The sequence below is a fragment of the Peribacillus faecalis genome, assembly GCF_014712675.1.
In the GTDB taxonomy this organism is placed as follows: Bacteria; Bacillota; Bacilli; order Bacillales; family DSM-1321; genus Bacillus_AD; species Bacillus_AD faecalis.
Genome location: NZ_JACXSI010000026.1, coordinates 1 through 21,987, shown reverse-complemented (window position 1 = coordinate 21,987; position 21,987 = coordinate 1). Strand labels below are relative to the sequence as shown.

Below are 21,987 nucleotides of genomic sequence, written 5' to 3'. Positions count from 1 at the left end.
CGCTCAAAAACTTGAGCGGCTGCTTTTAGATAAATATGAAAAAGAACCGGTAACAGTTTTTCTTACACTATAGGAAGGTGCATCGAAGTGGATTATCCACGCAGTTGCTAATTTTATGTCTATAGTATAAGTGCAACTGGACCCTTGCCTTCGCCTTATCAGGCTTGCCAAAGGCAAGTTTTCTTTATGTTAGAGCTAACTTTAAGCGTTTCAAGCCCTCAATAACGGTTGCATGTGTGCATCCGACATTGAGGCGGATAAAGCCTTCTCCGCCTTTGCCGTAGCTTACACCCGGTGAAACGGCGATTTTTCCTTTTTGAATTAACTGTTGCTTTAATTCCTGGTCGGATAGACCGAGCGCTCTGCAATCAAGCCATATCAAATAAGATGCTTCAGGGGCGATCATCTTTATGTGAGGCAGTTCTTCTTCAACAAATTTTTGGACAGTTTCAACGTTTTTTTGAATGTATTGTACAGCTTCCTCAAGCCAATAATTGCAATGGTCGTATGAAGCGGTAATCACTTCAAGAGCAAATAAGTTCAAGCCGTGAAATGCCAGCTGATGCTGTTTTTGATTTAGTTTTTGCTGCAACTTTTTATTTTCGCAAATGATTAAAGAAGCTTGAATGCCAGCTACATTAAAGGTTTTGCTTGGCGCCATCAATGTAACAGTCACATTGGAAATGTCTTCGCTCAATGAAGCGATCGGATAATGAGTGAAACCCGGCAAACATAAATCAGCATGAATTTCATCCGAGATGATGACGACATTGTATTTTACGCAAAGTTCCCCGATTTTTTGTAAATCTTCCCTAGTCCAGACCATGCCGCCTGGATTATGAGGACTACATAACAGGAATAGCTTTACATCGTCCTGCAATTGGCTTTCTAACAAATCGAAGTCAATTTTCAGTGTATTATCTTCATACTTTAATTGATTTTCCACGAGCACGCGATCATTACTTTTGACGCTATCGAAAAAGGGTGTATAAACGGGTGTTTGGATAAGCACCTTATCTCCGGGCTCGGAATAAGCAAGTATCGCTGTCGTAAAGCCGGAAACGACCCCAGCACTGAATGTAATCCATTCTTTTTGGATTTCCCAGTTGTGCTTATTTTTCATCCAATTGATTGCGCTATTATAGACAGCTTCTGTCGGGGCTGTATAGCCATATACAGGATGCGCAGCTCGCTTTGTTAAAGCTTCAACGATTTCAACAGGAGATGCGAAATCCATATCGGCGACCCACATCGGCAGTAAATCTTTTTCCCCGTAACGTTCTTCTGTCAAATCCCACTTTAGAGAAGCTGTGCCCTTTCTATTGATTTCTAGATCAAAATTGATGATGCTCATTTCTCCACCTTCTTTATTATGTATTTAATCTATCATACAATATTTTCATATTTTAAGTTTAATTAATTGAATTATTTAAAAACTTTTGAAAAAATTATAATTAGTTAATTACTGATTATGCTGAGAAAAATAATTGATAAGAAAGCAAAAAATAAAACCAATTAACGCGTTAATTTAATTAAAAAAAGTTATCGTAAAAAAAGCATTTTTCATTATTTTTGAATCTTGGTATAATGGGTGAATAGTGTTTGTTTATCTAAGAATAGGGGGATGTTTATGCATCTTAATACAATAGAAATGGAAATTTTAAAACTAATCGAAAACAATGGTCGTATCGATGTGAATGATCTTTCCAAGATGATAGATATGCCGCAAGAAGATTTGGAAGCGACATTAAAAAAACTAGAAGAAATGAAAGTCATTGTTCGATATATGACCATCATCAATTGGGCTAAGGTAGACGATTATCAAGGCGTTACGGCAATGATTGATGTGAAGGTTACACCAAAAAGAGGTGTAGGCTTTGATGAGGTTGCCAAAAGAATTTACCGTTACAAAGAAGTGCAATCTGTATATTTAATGTCTGGTGTTTATGATTTATCTGTAACTGTAGAAGCTAAATCAATGAATGAAGTGGCTAGCTTCGTTTCAGAAAAACTATCGACATTGGATTCCGTTCTGTCAACGACAACGCATTTTATACTGAAAAAGTATAAACATGACGGTATCATTTTTGAGCAGGGCGAGGAAGATAAAAGAATTGTGGTGTCACCATGATTAAAACAAGTTACTTGTCCAAAGCTGTTCAAGACATTCAACCTTCAGGTATCAGAAAGTTTTTTGATTTAGCCGCAACGATGGAAGGCGTTATTTCCTTAGGGGTCGGCGAACCTGATTTCGTTACATCCTGGTCTGCAAGGGAAGCTGCAATTACTTCTCTTGAACAAGGATATACATCATACACAGCAAATGCTGGACTTTTGGAACTTCGCCAAGAAATTTCGAAATATATGAACAAATCATTCGGTGTTAATTACGACCCGAACAATGAGATTATTGTCACAGTAGGAGCAAGTCAGGCACTTGATATAGCTTTACGTGCATTAGTTGATCCAGGTGATGAAGTCATTGTTGTTGAACCGAACTTCGTTGCGTATTCTCCGCTTGTTACTCTTGCAGGAGGGGTGCCAGTTCCGATTTCAACAAAGAAAGAAAATGATTTCAAGCTGACACCGGAGGAGCTGGAAGAGGCAATCACACCGAAAACAAAAGCGGTTTTGATATGCTCTCCAAATAATCCGACAGGGACGCAATTGACTCGTTCAGATTTGGAGGCGTTGGCGAAAGTCGTCAAGAAGCATGATCTTGTTGTGCTTTCTGATGAAATCTATGCCGAATTGGCTTATGATGATGAATTCGCAAGCTTTGCCTCTATTCCTGATATGCATGAGCGTACGGTCGTAATGAATGGCTTCTCGAAGGCTTTTGCTATGACTGGATGGCGTCTAGGTTTTGTCTGCGCACCTAAAGAATTGGCAGAAGCGATGCTGAAAATTCATCAATATGCGATTATGTGCGCTAATTCAATGGCGCAATTTGCTGCTATTGATGCACTGAAAAATGGTATGGATGATGTCGAGGATATGCGCCGCAGCTATCGTGCAAGACGTAATTATATCGTTAAATCGTTCAATGACATAGGATTGGAGTGTCATATTCCAGGTGGTGCATTCTACGCTTTCCCATCCATTAAAAGTACAGGGCTTTCATCAGAAGAGTTTGCAGAACGATTGCTGCTTGAAGAGAAGGTCGCTGTAGTTCCAGGCAATGTTTTTGGAGAAAGCGGGGAGGGTCACGTAAGGGCTTCTTACGCCTCTTCATTAGAGCAGTTGCAAGAAGCGGTAAAACGAATCCGACGTTTTCTTGATCGATTAGAGGGTAATAAATAAGGATTTGTAATTTTCCCCGAAAAAAAGACGAGGCTATCTCTTTTAAGAGGATTGCTGCATCGCGTTAAGCGATGAACGGCATCTTCCAGAGATAGCCTCGTTTGAAAAAGGGGGGAATACTTCGAAAACATTGCTTCAATTGAAATGTTTGGGGGAGCATAACAATTCGGCAACATGTTTTCTATACTAATCGAATGGATTAGTAAAAGCCTTCTTTATTCATTATTACCTTTATTTGAATTTTTATACTGCCGAATTATTTTTTCAAAAGAAGGGACATATACGATGCGAAATCAGGATATCTCGAAAAGAAAACTATTAGGTATTTCAGGTTTAGGCTGGATGTTTGATGCGATGGATGTCGGTATATTATCTTTCGTGCTTGCAGCTCTGGCATTAGAATGGAATCTCACTTCCGGCCAAGTAGGGTTGATTGGGAGCATTAACTCAATCGGTATGATGGTCGGCGCCTTTGTTTTTGGTATAATGGCTGATCGTGTTGGTCGCAAAAATGTATTCATTATAACGCTTTTGCTATTTTCCGTTGGCAGTGGTCTTTCTGCCTTAGCGACAACACTAGGCGCATTTTTGGCACTTCGTTTTTTAATCGGAATGGGATTAGGCGGTGAACTTCCGGTAGCATCAACGTTGGTTTCAGAAAGTGTAGATGCAAAGGAACGGGGGAAAATGGTTGTACTGCTTGAAAGCTTCTGGGCGGCGGGTTGGATTATTGCCGCGTTGATTTCTTATTTTGTCATTCCGGACCATGGATGGCGAACAGCTATGGTTTTATGTGCTATACCAGCTTTTTATGCTTTATATTTACGATTTAAATTGCCGGATTCACCACAGTTTACGAAAACGAGAAAGGGTAAAAGACATTCTATTGTGCAACAAATTACAATGGTGTGGGCTCCGAAGTACCGCAAGCAAACTGTGATGCTATGGATTCTTTGGTTTTGTGTCGTATTTTCCTATTACGGCATGTTTTTATGGCTTCCGAGTGTTATGGTTATGAAGGGGTTTAGTTTAATACATAGCTTCAAATACGTGATGATTATGACTTTAGCGCAGTTGCCGGGATACTTTTCTGTAGCTTGGCTCATTGAGCGTGCAGGAAGAAAGATTGTGCTCATTGTTTATCTGGTCGGTACAGCAGGCAGCGCATACTTCTTTGGAGCGGCTGAGTCTGTATCAACATTAGTGTTATTTGGTGCACTGCTTTCATTTTTTAATTTGGGAGCATGGGGAGCGCTATATGCTTATACACCTGAGCAATATCCGGGCATTATAAGAGGCACAGGTGCTGGAATGGCAGCGAGTATCGGCCGTCTGGGCGGAATTTTCGGCCCGATGCTGGTAGGTACGCTTGTTGCAGACAACTATGGAACTGAAAGTATCTTTTTAATATTTTGCATTACTATTTTAATTGGTGCTTTGGCCGTTGGATTATTGGGGAAAGAAACGAAACAAACAGAATTAGAGTAACAGAAAAATCGTCACTGCTCCTTTTCCATTTTTGATTTCTCTCCTTGATTTTTCTTCAATGAAAAAGGAGACATGCGGAACCGGCCCGCAAGTAAGGAACAGCGACTAAGAATGCTACGTCCGCATATCTTCGTCGCTGTGACTCTCATCGTGAGAGCCCCACACGAGAAACCCGTTTTTGGTTTCTTGGGGGAGGCAGGTAAAAGGAACACCGGCTAAAGGCACCACGTCCGCATGTCTTCGCCGATATGACCCACATCTTGTAGGTCTCCGAGCATGGCAGGTGTAAGAGTAGCCCAAGCATACATTCAACAAAATCTATACTTAACAACAAAAAGGAGAGGCTATTTTGAAATGGCCTCTCCTTTTATATAATGTGAAACTTTGACACATAGTATTGGTTAAATAGGTTTATGTGTTTTCTCGTCCAAAAATTCATTAGCCGGTACATCCAAAGCTGTGGAAATCTTTAAAATGGTATCTAAGTTAGGCGTAGCTGTCCCGTTTTCATAATTCTCAATTGTCTTCGTCCCGCAGCGAACTTTTAAAGCAAGTTCTTCTACGGACATACCTTTACTTTCGCGAAAATTACGAATATTTACGCTGATTTTAGACAAAGTGATTCGCCTCCTAAAAATGCCGTTATTACTTATATTATAACAGCATAAAAGACGTATGTAACGAGGAAAGATGAACATTCCGTGTAAATGAGTAGAAAGAAAAGAATTAGGAAACATCTAATACTAATCAAAGAACGGTCGGTAAACTATTCTTTGATGTAAACCAATTAATATGATATAGTATTATATTGTGTAAATAGACGAATAAAATAAGTATATATATAGGAGTGTTTATATGTCAGCAAAATTTGAAGTAGGTTCAGTAGTAACAGGTACAGTTAAAGGAATCCAGCCTTATGGTGCATTCGTGGCACTTGACGAAAATACACAAGGTTTAGTTCATATCTCTGAAGTAACTCACGGTTATGTTAAAGATGTTAATGAGCATCTTAAAGTAGGTCAAGAAGTTACTGTTAAAGTATTATCAGTTGACGAAGCTGCAGGCAAAATCAGTTTATCAATCCGTGCTACTCAGGAAGCTCCGGCTCAAGAGCAACGCGCTAAAAAAGCACCTGCTCAAAAGCGTCAAGCTACAGCAGTTGCAGCATCAACAGCTCCGGAAGAAGGTTTCAACACTTTAAAAGACAAGCTTCAAGAGTGGATCGCACAATCTGATCGCCAAGATTTAATCAAAAAATAATTCTTTAAGAAAACCGTCATATAATGGCGGTTTTTTTATTCAGTAAGCTTCATATATAATGAATATAGTGAGTTTTCGTTTTATTAAGTCTTTTTAGAAAAGAGGGGTAAAATGAATTCGAAAGATATTATTCAACAAACAGATCAATTTGGGGCCCATAATTATCATCCGCTTCCGATTGTGTTGGAAAAAGGAGAAGGCGTTTGGGTAGAGGATTTGGAGGGAAATAGGTATCTGGATATGTTAAGTGCATATTCGGCCTTAAATCAAGGACATCGGCACCCAAAAATCATTGAGGCTCTCAAAAATCAGGCAGATCGCATCACGCTCACTTCCAGAGCTTTTCATCATGACCTGCTTGGTCCTTGGTATAAACAAATATGCGACCTGACAAAAAAAGAGATGGTTTTGCCGATGAACACAGGAGCTGAGGCGGTAGAGACAGCTATTAAAGCAGCTAGGCGCTGGGCTTATGATGTGAAAGGTATTTCTGAAAATAAAGCTGAAATTATCGCGTGCACAGGCAATTTTCATGGGCGTACTATGGCGGCTGTCTCTCTTTCATCCGAGGAAGAATATAAACGCGGATTTGGACCAATGCTTCCGGGTATCCGATTAATTCCGTACGGAGACTTAGGAGCGCTTGAAAATGCCATAAATGAAAATACTGCCGCCTTTTTAGTTGAGCCAATCCAAGGTGAAGCGGGCATCATTGTGCCGCCGCAAGGCTATTTAAGAGGGGCAGCTGCTATTTGCAGTGAAAATCAAGTTCTCTTTATGGCTGATGAAATTCAAACAGGACTAGGCAGAACAGGTAAAATGTTTGCTTGTGATTGGGAAGATGTTGAACCCGATGTTTACATATTAGGCAAGGCATTGGGAGGAGGAGTTTTCCCGATTTCTTGTGTTGCGGCTAATAAAGACATATTAGGTGTATTCAATCCGGGATCACATGGTTCTACTTTTGGCGGGAATCCGCTGGCATGCGCTGTGTCATTGGCAGCATTAAAAGTTATCGTCGAAGAGAATCTCGCCGAGCGTTCCAATGTTTTAGGGAATCAATTGCTCGCCTCTTTAAACGCAATAAGAAATGAGGCGATCATCGAGGTAAGAGGACGAGGTTTATTTATTGGCATAGAATTAAAAGAGAAAGCCCGTCCATATTGTGAAAAGCTAATGGAGAAGGGGATTTTGTGTAAAGAAACCCATGATCATGTTATTCGCCTTGCTCCGCCTTTAATAATAAAAAAAGAGGAATTGGAATCGGCATTAGAGAAAATAAAAGAAGTATTGGAATAAGATAAATGGAAAAATGGGGTTGTCCTGTTTTGCTCGGACTACCCCATTGTAAAAATGATTTAGGAATTAGCGGCTTGGTTTTGCTTCCGGACTTGTGACAGATGCTTCATTCGGCTTGAATAATAATCCTAAGTTCACCAATCCTGCAATTCCGACTAAACCAAATATAACTCTTGAAAATAAGCTGCCTTGGCCGCCGAAAATTGCAGCTACCAAATCATATTGAAAGAATCCGATAAGTCCCCAGTTTATAGCGCCGATAATCGTTAAAACAAGGGCTGTACGCTGTATCCAGCTCATGATTGTTCCTCCTTTTAAGGTGATTCCTTTATAGCTTTAGTAAAAAAAGAAATACTATACAAAGTGGCTTAATTTTTTTAGCATGTTTTGAAATCGAAAGGAGTTTATTCATGAATAAATTTAGTTATTGCAATCCTACAAAATTAATTTTCGGAAAAAATACAGTAGAAGCTATCACTCAGGAAGTGCCTCAGTATGGCAAAAAAGTTTTAGTTGTTTATGGTGGAGGAAGCATAAAGAGAAATGGTTTATATGATGAAGTGTTGAATCAGCTGCAGAAAGTTGGAGCAGAGGTATTTGAGTTAGCGGGCGTCGAACCTAATCCACGAATTTCTACGGCACGAAAAGGCGTTAATTTATGCAAGGAGCATGGCATTGAATTTTTGCTGGCGGTAGGAGGCGGCAGTGTTATTGATTGTACGAAGCTAATTGCAGCGGGTGCAAAATATGATGGCGACCCTTGGGATCTTGTGACGAAAAAGGCGCAAGTCGAGGCGGCACTTCCTTTTGGAACGGTATTAACGATCGCGGCAACAGGTTCAGAGATGAATTCAGGTTCTGTAATAACAAATTGGGAAACGAAAGAGAAATTTGGCTGGGGCAGTCCGCTTACATTTCCGAAGTTTTCAATTTTAGATCCGCAAAATACGTTTACAGTACCGTTAAATCATACAGTGTATGGAATTGTCGATATGATGTCTCATGTGTTTGAGCAATATTTTCACAAAACGAGTAATACTCCGCTTCAGGACCGGATGTGTGAGTCTGTGCTGCAGACAGTAATCGAGGCTGCGCCGAAATTGATTCATGATTTACATAATTATGAGCTGCGTGAAACAATACTATACTCAGGTACAATTGCATTAAATGGGTACTTATCTGTTGGGGCAGCGGGTGATTGGGCATCACATGGCATAGAGCATGCAGTTTCAGCCGTTCATGACATTCCACATGCCGGTGGTCTGGCTATTCTATTCCCGAATTGGATGAAGTATACGATGCATGAGAAACTTGACCGATTTGTTCAGTTGGCTGTCAGGGTATGGAATGTGGACCCAAGCGGCATGAGCGATGAAGAAATTGCACTTGAAGGAATTGAGTGTGTAAGAGAGTTTTGGAGCAGTATAGGAGCGCCGAGCACATTAGCTGACTATAACATTGATGAAACAACAATCCCTGTCATTGCTGATAAAGCGATGTTAAGAGGACCATTCGGTAATTTTAAGAAGTTAAACAGAGAAGATGTTGTTGCTATTCTACAGGCTTCTTTATAAAAGTTTTGCAAGTCTTTTTTAAGAAGGGGAAAAATTGGAATTGATAAAGTAAAACGTTTTCTTGAATATGTATCCCCTATTCGATAAAGTGGGAAATGAATAATTATAAATGGAGGAAAATAGATGACTCATATTCGTTTTGATTACTCTACAGCTTTACCTTTTTTTGGAGAGCATGAACTAACTTATTTACAAGATGCTGTAAAGGTTGCGCACCATTCCTTACATGAAGGCACTGGGGCAGGCAATGATTTTCTGGGGTGGATTAACTTACCGACTGCCTATGACCGTGAAGAATTTGCCCGCATCCAAAAAGCGGCAGAAAAAATTAAAAATGATTCTGATATCTTGCTTGTAGTTGGAATTGGCGGCTCATATTTAGGAGCGCGTGCTGCCATCGAAATGCTTCAGCATAGTTTCTACAATGCGATAACGAAGGAACAAAGAAAACTTCCACAAATCGTATTTGTCGGAAATAATATCAGCAGTACATATATGCATGATTTAATCGACCTGCTTCAGGAGAAGGATTTTTCAATTAATGTTATTTCTAAATCCGGTACAACAACAGAGCCTGCGATTGCTTTCCGTTTATTCCGCAAACTGCTTGAAAATAAATATGGGAAAGAGGAAGCACGCAAACGCATTTATGCTACAACAGATAAAGAGCGTGGCGCATTAAAGTCTGTTGCAGATGAACAAGGCTATGAAACATTTGTTATTCCTGATGATGTCGGTGGTCGTTTCTCTGTTCTGACAGCTGTTGGATTACTGCCGATTGCAGTTGCCGGAATCGATATCGAAGCAATTATGCAAGGTGCACAAGCAGCGCAGGAAGACTTCAGCAAATCTGAGCTTTCTGAAAATCCTGCTTATCAATATGCTGCGGTTCGAAACGTTTTATACAATAAAGGTAAAACAATCGAAATGCTAATCAACTATGAGCCAGGTCTGCAATACTTCAACGAATGGTGGAAGCAATTATTCGGTGAAAGCGAAGGAAAAGACCAGAAGGGAATCTATCCTTCATCAGCTAACTTCTCGACTGACCTTCATTCATTAGGTCAATATGTTCAGGAAGGGCGCCGCGATCTATTTGAAACGATTGTAAAAGTGAAGAAAGCGCGTCATGAAATCGTTATTGAAGCAGAAGAGAACGATAGCGACGGTTTGAATTATTTAGCGGGCGAAACAGTTGATTTTGTTAATAACAAAGCTTTCCAAGGAACGCTTTTAGCTCATACTGACGGGGGAGTTCCGAACTTAGTTGTTGAGATCCCGGCAATGGATGCGTACACATTCGGCTATATGGTATACTTCTTCGAAAAAGCTTGCGCAATGAGCGGCTACTTGCTTGGAGTTAACCCGTTTGATCAGCCGGGAGTAGAAGCGTACAAAGTCAATATGTTTGCTTTACTTGGTAAACCGGGCTTTGAAGAGAAAAAAGCAGAATTAGAAGCACGTTTAAAATAATAAACAAAGAGGGCCTGCTCAAAAAAATGATTGAGCAGCCCTTTTTTTTATTCTGTAAGGAAGGATTTCGCTGAAAGAGAAGGAAGGAGCAAAATTAAAAATGAAAATGGGCGGTGTCGGTTTTTCTTATAGTTTAGGAAATTATAAAATTACACATTGTGTATAAGTTAAAACAAGTGTATCAACGTCCAGCTCCAGCGCCCAGCACCTATTGCCCTTCGGCAACCTCCCTTCGATAAGTCAACATCGAATCACTGTCGTTCTTCGTGTTTCCTATATCTTGGTCGGCGGCCTCCAGTTCATACGGTGCTTTTTAGAGGGCGCTTGCGCTTTTGTTCTTACGGTTCGCTTAGGAGTACAGTGACCATCTTTTCACCGGCGAATAAATTCGTTTGGATGATGTGGTCGGCTCCGGCACGTTGAGCATTGATCACTTGGGTTTCTGTCAGTATCTCGACGCATGCGTTGATGGCAGGATTAAGGCCTTTGCTTGCTATTAACGTTAAAATCGAGAACATATCTGCCTGAAATTCATTTTTATTCACATCGGCTGTTATGACAATTTTTTTTGCCGCTTGGATATTTGCCCTCTTTAAGGTGTGATCTTCATGAGCTTTTCCTTTAATGAAATGAAAAGTAAGAGGTGTATCGGGATGTTTATCAAGCGTATGGTCAATTAAGACAATAGGCTTACGTTCATTGGCTGCGTGTAGCGAAGAAATAATGTTGCGTGACTTTTCATTCCATCCGACAATGATTATATGATTTTCTTCTTTCACACCTTTTAAGCCCTTCAACAGCATTTCCTCCGTTCTGACTGCTTCCGCAGCAAGTGTTGCAAAATAAGCTGTAACAAACCCGGCTCCGATTAGAATAAGGGTTATGCCAATCAGCTTGCCAGCAATCGTTTCCGGAACATAATCTCCATATCCGACGGTGGAGGTTGTAACAATTGCCCACCAAATTCCGATGAGAAAGGAAGGGAAAGTGTCAGGTTCAATAATGGCGATTAACAGCCCGAAAAAACTAATTAAGAGTAGAACAATCAGAATCGATTTGATTATTCGCGGCAGCCGAATCAGTAGTTTTATTAGTTTTTGCATAGGCAACCCCCGTAGTTCTGTTCAAAGTTAGTATGTTCATACATGAAAAAATCACTCATTTTAAACAAAATGAAGAAAGTGATGATATAGTTAAGCAAATAAACTAAAACAGAATATGGTGAAAATAGATGAAGAAAGAAGAACAAATAGAGTTAACGAAGGATTTTGTGAAGAAGCATCTGGAAAACGATGCGAGCGGTCACGATTGGTGGCATATTGTACGTGTAGCAGAGCTGGCAAAAACAATTGCAATGAAGGAACAGGCGGATTTATTTATATGCGAGATGAGTGCCTTGCTGCATGATATTGCCGATGAGAAGCTAAATGCTACAGAAGCTGAGGGATTAAAAAAAGTTAGAGACTGGCTGTATGCCATCGCTATGGATGAGTCTTCTATTTCAAAAATTATCAGCATCATTTCTGGTATGTCATATAAAGGCGGCGGACAGCCTGCGATGCAAACGTTAGAAGGGAAAGTCGTTCAAGATGCGGATCGGTTAGATGCCATTGGAGCTATCGGTATTGCAAGAACGTTTGCTTATGCAGGTTCGAAAGGGGATTTAATTTACAATCCGGCAATGGCCCCGAGAGAGAAGATAACAAAGGAGGAATATAGAAGCGGGAAATCGACAGCTATTAATCACTTTTATGAGAAGCTGTTAAAGTTAAAAGAGTTGATGAACACAGATTATGCAAAATTGCTGGCTAAAGAGCGCCATCAGTTTATGGAAATATATTTGCAGCAGTTCTTTAAAGAATGGCAAGGAAAGAAATAGTATCCATTGACGTGAAAGAAGCCGCTTGATTTCAAGCGACTTCTTTCATGCTGATATTATTATTTCTGCACTTCGGCTGCAATCATAGCTGCATATGCTCTAGCACCTGTCTGAGTCAAATGAATGCCGTCGTTGGCGAAATATTCATTACGCCCGCTGCTGGTTGAATACCAATCTATTAAATGTACAGATGGATTATGATCGGCAGCTTCTTCTAATCTTTTATTAACGATATTTTCCCAATTTCTAGGCACTCTTGTGTTGATGAGAAATATTTGACGATTTGAGCCGACCGCCTCCAAAGCGTCGGAGAGCTGATCGGATGTAAAGGATCCATTTGAACCAAGAGCGATAATAACGATGTCTCCGAGCTTATTGTTTTGATTCATACTTTTGATTAAATCGGTACCTTCATGCAATTGCCTTCCAATTGAAGCATTTACAGTTGTATTTGGGAAATGCGTTTTTATAAATGGTTCGACATTCACCATAACAGAATCACCGATAATGGTAATATTGTAATCTGTCGGCGCTTTTTGGGGTTGTTTTACCTTATCATCTGCTACTTTTTCATCGGCTGGTTGTTCGTCCTTTTCAGCAGGCGTTGTTTCTTTATTTGAGTTTTCCTTTATATCCGCGTCTGGCATGTCTGAAGACTGTTCAGATATAGTCGCAGACCCAGCGCTAGAGATTTCTGGTTGAAGAGCGCCAATTGATTTAAAACTCAAACCTATACAGGAAACAGTGACTAATAAGGCTATACAGCCAACAGTGAACCATTGCCGGTATGTTGTTTGTTTTATTGACCAACCACGACTTTGTATCTTTGCATAGAAAGAGCCGACAGCGCCTTTACGGATTGGGTTTTCGATATATTTATACGATATTGCAGATAAAATTAGCGTAAGTGCAATTTGGACAGCGATAGTCACAAGGCTCGTTTCACTCGTACTGATTTGTGGGCTCGTAAGTAAAATGACCGGAAAGTGCCATAAGTAGATGCCATATGAGCGTTCTCCAACCCATGTAAGCGGCTTAAAAGTCATGAACACTCCCAGCTTGCTTGCGGGGTGAATGAGCACGGCAAGAAGCACTGCTGTCAAAAGGGATGCTAAAAGCATACCGCCGCGATAAAGAAAGCCATCATATTGATTTACTACTACCATCATGACTAGGATTGCTGTTAAGCAAACAGCTCCAATAATATCCATTGAGCGCCTTAAGGATGCTGGTATTGTCTTTGATAATTTCTGACTTGGCCAAATAAAGGCAAGTGCCGCGCCAATCAATAAAGAAAATGCACGTGTATCTGTTCCGTAATAAACTCTGCTCGGGTCAGTGGTTGAGCTGTAGAATAGCGCCATTAATAAAGAAGATAAGAGCGCCATCAGCAATGTTAATTTGACCATCTGCTTTTTACTCATATGGCAGAGGAAAGCCCCTGCAATCAGTAATGGCCAAATAATGTAAAATTGTTCTTCAATAGCTAAAGACCAGAAGTGGGTCAGCAATGAAGGAGTAGACATCGCTTCAAAATAAGATAAATCTTGAAATATGTACCACCAGTTACTGTAATAAAGCAATGCGGGTATGAAATCGTCGCGCAAGCGCTCTAAAAAGGGTCGAGCGAATAGGGTAGACCAGGCTGTAACTGTAACAAGAACAGTAAACATAGCAGGCAGCAACCGTCTTGCACGCCTTATCCAGAAATTTTTTAAGTTGATTCTATTATTATTTTCATATTCAATTACTAGGAGATTGGTAATCAAATAGCCTGACAAAACAAAGAAAATGGTTACACCGAGAAGTCCTCCTGATGCCCAAGGGAAATTGAGGTGGTATGCAATAACAGCGAGAACCGCTAATCCGCGCAAACCATCCAAGCTCCTTATATATCGAGTAGGTTTCATTTTATTCATTAGTTCAATAGTCCTTTATACATTATATTTTGTATGAAGAAGAAAACAAAAAAGCTGAACGTTTCTTCCTCTCTAAGATGATATGTTGTACTTTTGAAAATTGCTCCATACTCAGTTTTATACTTTTGGACATATTAATCAAGCAAAAGGCTGTTTATTTCGCTGAAGTTGTTTCTTCCGCGTGGATTCGTTTCCCAAAAATCATTAAATCCCGTTCTATTCCATCCAAAACAGCGACTTTCGGTAAATGGCCCCATTGATCAAAGCCGTGACGTTCGAACAGTTTTATGCTGGAATGATTATGGGCAAATATAAAGCCGAGAAGATTGGTAATGCCAATTTTGGGGCAGAACTCAATTGCCTGTTCTAGCATGTACTTACCGAGTCCTTTATTTCGAAACTGTTCATGTATATAAATACTTACTTCAGCAGTCCCGTTATAGGCAGGTCTTCCGTAGAACGATTGAAAGCTAAGCCAAGCGCAAATATTACCGTCATTCAATATTACCCATAAAGGACGACAATTAGGAGAATGCTCCTGAAACCAATTCATCCGGCTTTCGACTGTCACCTCTTGTAAGTCAGCTGTAACCATTCTTGATGGAATGGTAGAATTATAAATTTGAACAATCTCCGGCAAATCTTCTATTATTGCATCTCTAATTTTAAAAATTTCTTTCATTACGTACACGTCCTTTATTTTTTGGTAGTCTAGCGCGTTTTTTCTAAGGGTAACGAATTTTTTTTTGATTATCAACATTGAAGCCTATAAAAAATGCCCGCCTTTTTCATGAAAAGGCAGGCATTTATTCGATTTAGAAATAATTGTGTTAACCTGTCGGGTCAGGCGGCGATGCTTCTTTTCGAATTCTTAAAAAGCGAGCGATGCTAAGAGCGATTGTTTTAGTAACGGCATAGGTTGGAACGGCAAGAACCATTCCGACAATGCCTGCGATATTTCCTGCAGCAAGCAATAGTATGATAACAGTTGCAGGATGGATATCGAGTGTTTTGCCAAGGATGAGAGGCGATAAGAAATTGCCTTCAGCTTGTTGGGCGATGGTTGCGACAACGACTACAAGCAATGCTTGCAATGGTGAATCGAACAAGGCGATAATAAACGCCGGAGCTGCTCCAAGAATGGGACCCACATAAGGAATGATATTTGTTACAGCAACTACCAATGCCAATAATAATGCGTACGGAAGGTCAATGATCCAATACCCGATTAGCGAAAGAAGACCGACAATGCTGGCAACAGTAACCTGACCGCTAATGTAATTAGATAGCGTCTCTCCTACATCCTCTATAATTTCTAAAGCTTCATTGCGGTATTGTTTCGGAATGAATTTTGAAATAGCAATCGGAAATTTATGGCCATCCTTAAACATGTAAAACAACAAAATCGGAACCGTGACAATCGTAATGACTGCATTGGTCAGGAAACCGAATATGCCAACGATACCGTTTGTCAGTTTATTAGGTAAGCCGTTCAGAAATTCGACGAGCTTATCCTGTATATCATCAAGCGATACATAATCATTTGCTAGAATAAGTTTTAGTTCTTCTGAACGGGAGATGTCTGTAATGAGTTTTTCCACTTGTTTCGCATAAAAAGGGATATCATTAATTAACAATGAGATTTGCTTTGAAATCATCGGTATGATACTTCCGATTGCTATACTGATTAATGAAATCATCGCCACAAAAAAGACGACAATCGAAAGAATACGAGATAGCTTCAGTTTTCTTTGCATGAATTTAACAACCGGATTAAAAATGAAAAATAAAAATCCGGAGATCAGTAGCGGAGCAAATATAGTGGAGAAAAAGACTCCGACCGGCTCAAACAGAAAGGAAACTTTGGTAGCTATGTATATAATTGCTAATATAATCAGCAATTGTATTGTCCAATATTTTAATTTACCGTTCACTAAATAATTCTCCTCTCTTAAACGCACTTTTTCTTTATTATAGACAAGTTTTGTAAAAAACGAGTTAGTTTTCTGAAATTACGAAAAAAAAATTCTTTGTTTGATTTGAAAGTGCTGATGATTACAAGATAACGTAAATTGACCTTTGACTTCAATAGAAAGTGGAGAATAGATTAAAAAGCGTTTCACATAATTGCCACTTTATTGAGGATGTATTATAATTGTTTTCAGATTGTTATTTTACTTCTGTAATTTGTGAAATGTTTTGCAAAGTAGTTTTTTATGAGTAGATTTATATGTTAAAAACAGCACAATGATTTTGGACTGGATGTTTTCAGAGCAATGCCAGTGGGGTATAAAATAATGTAGAGTGTAATCTGGAGCTTGCTTAATGGGGTCCGATTGGTGTTCAGTTAGGTATTAATGTTTTTCAATGAAGAAAAATATTATTATTTATATTTCTCTCTAACTACAATTGCTTTATAGAGAGACCCTTAAGAAAGAACATTTGCTATGCACACAGCGTTAACTGCTGCCATAAAATCAGATGTTAGATGTGTATCATTATTGTGGTTACCGGTCTTTATTATGCTTTCAAACACATGCTAAGATGACTGTCATTTTTATGGAGCTATGGCACATAAACGGTGCTGTAATGAAATAGTAGTTAAGTAATTTGTTCTTTGTTTTCAGTTTTAGGGAGATAGGGATGCAAAATATATGTTTATTTATTTGAATCTTCCTAAAAATATTTATAAGAATTTATGAGGGAAATGGGAATGGTTTATGTGTTATTCCCGAAAAGTAAGCAAAATGGCTTATAGTAAAGGAGAATGCGATATGTCAGAAATTATCACACAAACAAAGTCTGAACAAACAGCAGCTGAAGAGTCTGCTATTAAACAACGCGACGATCTTCTTGATCAACTTTTAAAACCGGAAGTACAAGAGTCCCTTTCGGCTTTAGTGGATCAACTGCCGAAGCTGGCTGAAATGGTGGGTGCCATGACGCAAGCGTATAATGTCGCTCAGACAGTAGCGAATGACAAAGTTCTTATAAACGATACAAAAGGCGCCATCAAGGAAATTGTTGAGCCGATCGTAGATGAAGTGAAGGTTATCGCAGCGAATGCAATTGAAGCGAAAGACCGTGCAGAAGAGAGTACTGAAGTGATTGGTCTGTTTGGTCTATTGAGAATGCTGAAGGATCCGCAAGCTCAAAAGCTTTTCCGATTCGTAAATGCATATCTTGAAGTTGCTGGAGAAAACGACTCTAGAAAATAAATCATTCTTGATCAATGAGTAAAGACGGGGGACTTAAATTATGTCAAAACATATTGTCATTTTAGGTGCAGGCTATGGCGGATTGCTGGCTGCTACAACTATTAGAAAATATTTAAATAAAGATCAAGCGAAGGTAACGGTTGTAAACCAATATCCTACTCATCAAACAATTACTGAATTGCACAGACTTGCAGCGGGTAATGTTGCTGAAGAAAACGTGGCAATGCCATTAAGTAAATTATTAAAAGGTAAAGATATTGACCTTCAGATCACTAAGGTTAAATCTTTTAACGTAGATAAAAAAGATGTGAAACTTGAGAACGGAACAGTCTTAACATACGATGCGTTAGTTGTTGCTTTAGGAAGCCAAACAGCGTTCTTCGGAATTCCAGGTCTTGAAGAACACAGTATGGTTCTGAAATCAGCTAACGATGCAAACAAAATTTGTAAGCATATCGAACAGCGCATCAGTGAATACGCAAAAACAAAAAATGAAGCAGACGCTACAATCTTAATTGGCGGCGGCGGCTTAACGGGCGTTGAATTAGTTGGCGAAATCGTCGATACATTCCCGAAAGTTTGCAAACAATACGGTGTTGATCCGAAAGAATTGAAAGTCATGCTTGTTGAAGCAGGCCCGAAAATCTTGCCGGTTCTTCCTGAACCATTAATTGAACGTGCAACTGAAAGCTTAGAAGCTCGCGGAGTGAAATTCTTAACAGGTCTTCCTGTAACAAACGTAGAAGGCAATAAAATTGACCTAAAAGACGGTCAACAAATTGTTGCCAATACATTCGTATGGACTGGCGGTGTTCAAGGTAATCCGCTTGTAGGCGAATCAGGTTTAGAAGTGAACCGTGGACGTGCTACTGTTAACGGTCATTTGCAATCAACATCTCATGAAGATGTATTCGTTGTTGGCGACAGTGCAGTTTATTTCGCAGAAGATGGTCGTCCTTACCCTCCAACAGCTCAAATTGCATGGCAGATGGGTGAAACAGCAGGGTATAACTTATACGCATACCTTGAAGGGAAAACATTCGAAGAATTTAGCCCGATCAACTCAGGTACATTAGCGAGCCTTGGACGTAAAGATGGAGTTGCGATTGTCGGCGAAAGTAACTTGCCTCTAAAAGGTCTTCCGGCCATCCTAATGAAAGAAGCAAGCAACGTTCGCTACTTGTCTCATATTAAAGGTTTGTTCAGCTTAGTGGCTGGTTCAAGCAAGCATTAATCGAAAAAGCTTTCTCATAATTATATGGGAAAGCCTTTTTTTTGAATTGAGCGCTTTTTATAGTGAGAGTGGAAGTCATACGATATAATAGTTCATAAGATTTAGGTATAAATGTCGAACAAACTTGGGGAGGAACAGTAGAGATGCAGGTTAAAATTAAACGAATGGAAGCTGAGCAAGCGAAGATTATTTTTCAAGAGACGGCCGGTCTTGCGATTATTACGATTCATCGGCCGCAATTACGAAATGCATTAACGGCAAGCATGTGGAATCAATTGTCAGAAATTGGTGCGCGTGTTCTTGATAATCCGAAAAATAGAGTATTATTGCTTCGAGGAGCCGGCGAACAATTCACAGCAGGGTCAGACATAAAGGAATTTCATAAAATGTCTCTTGAAGAAGCTGAAAATGCGTTTATCTCAATGGAAAAAGCGATTTCTACTTTTGAAAAATTGCCTATTCCTACAATTGGCGTCATTAATGGTCCTGCTATGGGTGCCGGTCTGGAATTGGCTTTAGCCTGCGATATTCGTATCGGTTCAGAAAAAGCACGTTTAGGGATTCCGGTCGGCAAGCTGGGAATTACACTGAACAATCAATTTGCTCAGAGGTTGGTAAACTTAATCGGTCCGAGCTTAACGAAAGATCTAGTTTATACAGGCCGTATCTTAAAAGCTGAGGAAGCTCACCGCCTGGGTATGCTGAACTACTTAGTAAAGGAAAAAGACTTGGATCGCTATGCGATTAGAATGGGGAATCTGGTAGCATCGCAATCCCCGGCATCATTGTTGGCAATTAAACAGTCTGTACAAGAATGTGTCGATAGCGCTCCTGTATTGTGGAATGGATCAACACCGTTTGTTGACCATCAAGATTTCCCGGAAGGTGTGGCGGCATTTGTTGAGAAGAGAATACCGCGATTTGTGAGACGACCAATTAAATAAAAAATGAGGGAGGCTATATATATAAAGCTTCCCTCATTTTTTGTTGATTATTTTATGCATATATGGATACGGGTAAATTCAATGTTTAGATACTGCAAAAAGCTTTCATAAATATCTTCTTGAAGCTGTGTTATCTCTTCGGGAATATTAAAAGAGACAGGGTTAATTATTTCAATTGTAATATTAATAGATTGTATGCCTGCCAGTTGGACATAAAGGTTATTGCAACGGACGACGTATTTATTATTTCGACAAATATGTTCAATAATGTCATGAAATACTTTTCTCTCGATGTGGATTGTTCCTTTTTGAAAATCGGGGAGCACAATCGTCGTTTCGCCAATTCTTTCTTTCTTAGGAGAGAAGATGTCCATACCTTTTTGAATCAATCTTCTGAAAAAATTTTGTTCGACTTGTTTGAATGGGACAGGAATAATATGTTTTCCTTCTGTTTTCCGGATATACTGGGCTATTTTTATTTCGCTTGAAGTCCGAATATCTTCTATATGAATGTAGCGGGTTATTGGTCCTAGTTGCAGGCGCTCTGCAATTAATGTCGTCATTCGATCGGATGTTCCGATAATTAAAATCTTATCAACTACATATAAGCTTAGCGCTTTTTGTATATCTTTTATGTGGATTGGATCGAAAAAAGTTGCGCGCTTTACGGCAGTTAAGGCATTTTTCTCGAATTTTGCGGATGTTCCTGCGGTTTTTTGGCCATTAATGATTAATAAGCCATCATCGATTATTGCGGGTATTTTATATTGATGGGCAAATGCAAGTGCGCTTGAGCTTTTTCCGGAACCGCTAGGCCCGCTTAATGAATAGATTTGCATAAACAACCACCCTTTTATACTGAAAATTCAGTCCTTTTGTATTTGAATGAGGATTAGGTATTCACAATATACACAGAAATTGTTACACAGGAAGAGCAACTGGAATAGTCGGCATAGTGAAAAAACCTTGCATCGCAAGGTTTTGAAGATGGAGCATAGGGGGATCGAACCCCTGACCTCTTGCATGCCATGCAAGCGCGCTCCCAGCTGCGCCAATGCCCCTCAAAATGTAGATAATTCTAACTATTAATACTTTACACTGACAGCCGGGAGCGTGTCAATTTGATTTTAGCGGATTTTGCTGCTCGGTATGGTTTATTAGAGATTTTCAATTTCTACAGCCTCGATACCTTGGATTTTAGAAACAGCTGTATATACATCAACAGTAAGGCGTTGATAGTGCACAGCTATGATTAGTTGGACAATTAGTGAATTTCCGGAGCTTTTAATACGGATATTTTGGATATCTATATCTTGTTCTTTTATTTTTTTGGTTATGATACTAATGTTATTTTTATCCGATACAATTAGTTGAAGCATAATTTCCTTTTGTCTTAGCTGTTTTGGTCCGATGAAATTCATAAGTGGCGGAATGAGTTCAACACTGATAAGTATGAGTACCACACCGGCAATCGCTTCGAAGTAGAACCCTGCTCCGACAGCCACGCCAATGCCTGCAGCTCCCCATATCATCGCTGCGGTTGTTAATCCGGTGATCGTATCATTTTCACGGCGTAATATAACACCTGCCCCTAAAAAACCGATTCCTGATATAATTTGTGCAGCCAGACGTAGAGGATCCATTGTAATATTAACTGTTTCACTGTCAGGTGTTATGTATGGAGCTTCTATAGAGATAACTGTCAGCATGCAACTGACAATCGCTATGACGGTGCTTGTCTTAAGACCTACAGGTTTTCGTTTTATCTCTCGTTCAATCCCGATAACTAATCCTAAAAAACCGGTGAGGCATAGTTTTAAAAAGATATCAAAATGGGCTTGCCAATTAAAGTGAAGCAGTTCCTCGAGTATATTCATTTAATCGTCCTCCTTGGAGTACAATTTATTGCTGAAACATAGAAGTTTGCGATGTACTTACTTATTACCCGTTTTAAAAATAAGAATAACCTTGGGAGCGACCATCGTTACATTGTATTAGTAAGCAGAAGGTTTTATGGCTTCGTAAAGTTTTTTTAAAAAAACTATTGCGCAAAAGTTGTATTCGTGCTAAATTATTACTTGTCGCTGAAACAATAAGATAAATTAATGGTTAGCTAAATAACAGCTTTGAAAATTATTTCAAAAAAGTTATTGACTATTAAAGAAGCGGATGTTATATTAATAAAGTCGTCTCGCTGATGAAGTGGCGATGAAAAAATAAATAAAAAGTTGTTGACAAACAAACGAGCTGGTGTTATTATGAAAAAGCTTCTGTTTGAAACAACGGATTGATCTTTGAAAACTAAACAAAACAAAAACGTCAACGTTAATTCTAATAAAACGTTTCGGCATTGACCGAAACAAAACTTTTTATTTTATGAGCTTTATCAAACACTT

The 21,987-nt window shown here is 39.4% G+C and carries 20 protein-coding genes and 1 tRNA gene; 11 read left to right on the top strand and 10 right to left on the bottom strand.

Annotation, left to right across the window (positions count from 1 at the left end):
• Positions 1-184 precede the first annotated feature (184 nt).
• Positions 185-1,354 (bottom strand): MalY/PatB family protein, encoded by a 1,170-nt coding sequence (locus tag IEO70_RS11675; protein ID WP_190998558.1) that lies wholly within the window; start codon positions 1,352-1,354, stop codon positions 185-187.
• Positions 1,355-1,630: 276 nt separating this feature from the next.
• On the opposite strand from IEO70_RS11675, the gene IEO70_RS11670 reads away from it, so the two are divergent.
• The 3 genes from IEO70_RS11670 to IEO70_RS11660 all read left to right on the top strand — a co-directional run bounded on the left by IEO70_RS11670 (position 1,631) and on the right by IEO70_RS11660 (position 4,791).
• Entirely contained in the window at positions 1,631-2,131 is a 501-nt protein-coding gene (locus tag IEO70_RS11670; protein WP_190998557.1) for an Lrp/AsnC family transcriptional regulator, read from the top strand.
• A complete protein-coding gene (locus tag IEO70_RS11665) occupies positions 2,128-3,303 on the top strand; it encodes an aminotransferase (protein ID WP_190998556.1) in 1,176 nt (391 codons plus the stop codon). The genes IEO70_RS11670 and IEO70_RS11665 overlap by 4 nt, the downstream gene beginning before the upstream one ends.
• A gap of 285 nt (positions 3,304-3,588) precedes the next feature.
• A complete protein-coding gene (locus IEO70_RS11660) occupies positions 3,589-4,791 on the top strand; it encodes an MFS transporter (protein ID WP_190998555.1) in 1,203 nt (400 codons plus the stop codon).
• Positions 4,792-5,192: 401 nt separating this feature from the next.
• On the opposite strand, the gene IEO70_RS11655 is transcribed toward IEO70_RS11660, so the two are convergent.
• Positions 5,193-5,408, bottom strand: coding sequence for a helix-turn-helix domain-containing protein (locus IEO70_RS11655; RefSeq protein ID WP_235973595.1), 216 nt, complete (start codon positions 5,406-5,408; stop codon positions 5,193-5,195).
• 238 nt (positions 5,409-5,646) lie between these two features.
• Between IEO70_RS11655 and yugI the strand changes: the two genes are divergently transcribed.
• A complete protein-coding gene (gene yugI / locus IEO70_RS11650; protein ID WP_190998554.1) occupies positions 5,647-6,051 on the top strand; it encodes a S1 domain-containing post-transcriptional regulator GSP13 in 405 nt (134 codons plus the stop codon).
• 111 nt (positions 6,052-6,162) lie between these two features.
• Positions 6,163-7,350: an ornithine--oxo-acid transaminase gene (locus IEO70_RS11645; RefSeq protein ID WP_190998553.1), complete on the top strand. Its 1,188-nt coding sequence runs from the start codon at positions 6,163-6,165 to the stop codon at positions 7,348-7,350.
• A gap of 66 nt (positions 7,351-7,416) precedes the next feature.
• Here IEO70_RS11645 and IEO70_RS11640 read toward each other — a convergent pair whose 3' ends face one another.
• Positions 7,417-7,650 carry a DUF378 domain-containing protein gene (locus tag IEO70_RS11640; RefSeq protein ID WP_190998552.1) on the bottom strand — a complete coding sequence of 78 codons (234 nt, stop codon included), beginning with the start codon at positions 7,648-7,650 and terminating at the stop codon, positions 7,417-7,419.
• Between the two features lie 110 nt (positions 7,651-7,760).
• On the opposite strand from IEO70_RS11640, the gene IEO70_RS11635 reads away from it, so the two are divergent.
• Positions 7,761-8,924 carry an iron-containing alcohol dehydrogenase gene (locus IEO70_RS11635; RefSeq protein WP_190998551.1) on the top strand — a complete coding sequence of 388 codons (1,164 nt, stop codon included), beginning with the start codon at positions 7,761-7,763 and terminating at the stop codon, positions 8,922-8,924.
• 123 nt (positions 8,925-9,047) lie between these two features.
• A complete protein-coding gene (locus IEO70_RS11630) occupies positions 9,048-10,397 on the top strand; it encodes a glucose-6-phosphate isomerase (protein WP_190998550.1) in 1,350 nt (449 codons plus the stop codon).
• Positions 10,398-10,735: 338 nt separating this feature from the next.
• On the opposite strand, the gene IEO70_RS11625 is transcribed toward IEO70_RS11630, so the two are convergent.
• Entirely contained in the window at positions 10,736-11,500 is a 765-nt protein-coding gene (locus IEO70_RS11625; RefSeq protein ID WP_190998549.1) for a potassium channel family protein, read from the bottom strand.
• Positions 11,501-11,628: 128 nt separating this feature from the next.
• Between IEO70_RS11625 and IEO70_RS11620 the strand changes: the two genes are divergently transcribed.
• Positions 11,629-12,276: an HD domain-containing protein gene (locus IEO70_RS11620; RefSeq protein WP_190998548.1), complete on the top strand. Its 648-nt coding sequence runs from the start codon at positions 11,629-11,631 to the stop codon at positions 12,274-12,276.
• A gap of 59 nt (positions 12,277-12,335) precedes the next feature.
• Here IEO70_RS11620 and IEO70_RS11615 read toward each other — a convergent pair whose 3' ends face one another.
• The 3 genes from IEO70_RS11615 to IEO70_RS11605 form a co-directional block, all read right to left on the bottom strand.
• Positions 12,336-14,195: an acyltransferase family protein gene (locus IEO70_RS11615; protein WP_190998547.1), complete on the bottom strand. Its 1,860-nt coding sequence runs from the start codon at positions 14,193-14,195 to the stop codon at positions 12,336-12,338.
• 154 nt (positions 14,196-14,349) lie between these two features.
• Positions 14,350-14,877, bottom strand: a complete 528-nt coding sequence (locus IEO70_RS11610; RefSeq protein WP_190998546.1) for a GNAT family N-acetyltransferase — start codon at positions 14,875-14,877, stop codon at positions 14,350-14,352.
• A 148-nt stretch (positions 14,878-15,025) separates the two neighbouring features.
• Complete coding sequence (locus IEO70_RS11605) at positions 15,026-16,129, bottom strand: AI-2E family transporter (RefSeq protein WP_328820921.1); 1,104 nt, start codon at positions 16,127-16,129, stop codon at positions 15,026-15,028.
• Between the two features lie 840 nt (positions 16,130-16,969).
• On the opposite strand from IEO70_RS11605, the gene IEO70_RS11600 reads away from it, so the two are divergent.
• The 3 genes from IEO70_RS11600 to IEO70_RS11590 all read left to right on the top strand — a co-directional run bounded on the left by IEO70_RS11600 (position 16,970) and on the right by IEO70_RS11590 (position 19,591).
• Positions 16,970-17,413, top strand: a complete 444-nt coding sequence (locus IEO70_RS11600; protein ID WP_190998544.1) for a DUF1641 domain-containing protein — start codon at positions 16,970-16,972, stop codon at positions 17,411-17,413.
• A gap of 40 nt (positions 17,414-17,453) precedes the next feature.
• Positions 17,454-18,647: an NAD(P)/FAD-dependent oxidoreductase gene (locus IEO70_RS11595; RefSeq protein WP_190998543.1), complete on the top strand. Its 1,194-nt coding sequence runs from the start codon at positions 17,454-17,456 to the stop codon at positions 18,645-18,647.
• 143 nt (positions 18,648-18,790) lie between these two features.
• Positions 18,791-19,591 carry an enoyl-CoA hydratase/isomerase family protein gene (locus tag IEO70_RS11590; RefSeq protein ID WP_190998542.1) on the top strand — a complete coding sequence of 267 codons (801 nt, stop codon included), beginning with the start codon at positions 18,791-18,793 and terminating at the stop codon, positions 19,589-19,591.
• Positions 19,592-19,638: 47 nt separating this feature from the next.
• Here the strand turns inward: IEO70_RS11590 and IEO70_RS11585 are convergent, their stop codons facing one another.
• The 3 genes from IEO70_RS11585 to IEO70_RS11575 all read right to left on the bottom strand — a co-directional run bounded on the left by IEO70_RS11585 (position 19,639) and on the right by IEO70_RS11575 (position 21,468).
• Entirely contained in the window at positions 19,639-20,430 is a 792-nt protein-coding gene (locus tag IEO70_RS11585; protein WP_190998541.1) for a hypothetical protein, read from the bottom strand.
• Between the two features lie 149 nt (positions 20,431-20,579).
• Positions 20,580-20,652, bottom strand: a tRNA-Ala gene (locus IEO70_RS11580).
• Positions 20,653-20,748: 96 nt separating this feature from the next.
• Entirely contained in the window at positions 20,749-21,468 is a 720-nt protein-coding gene (locus IEO70_RS11575; protein WP_190998540.1) for an MgtC/SapB family protein, read from the bottom strand.
• Positions 21,469-21,987: the final 519 nt, after the last annotated feature.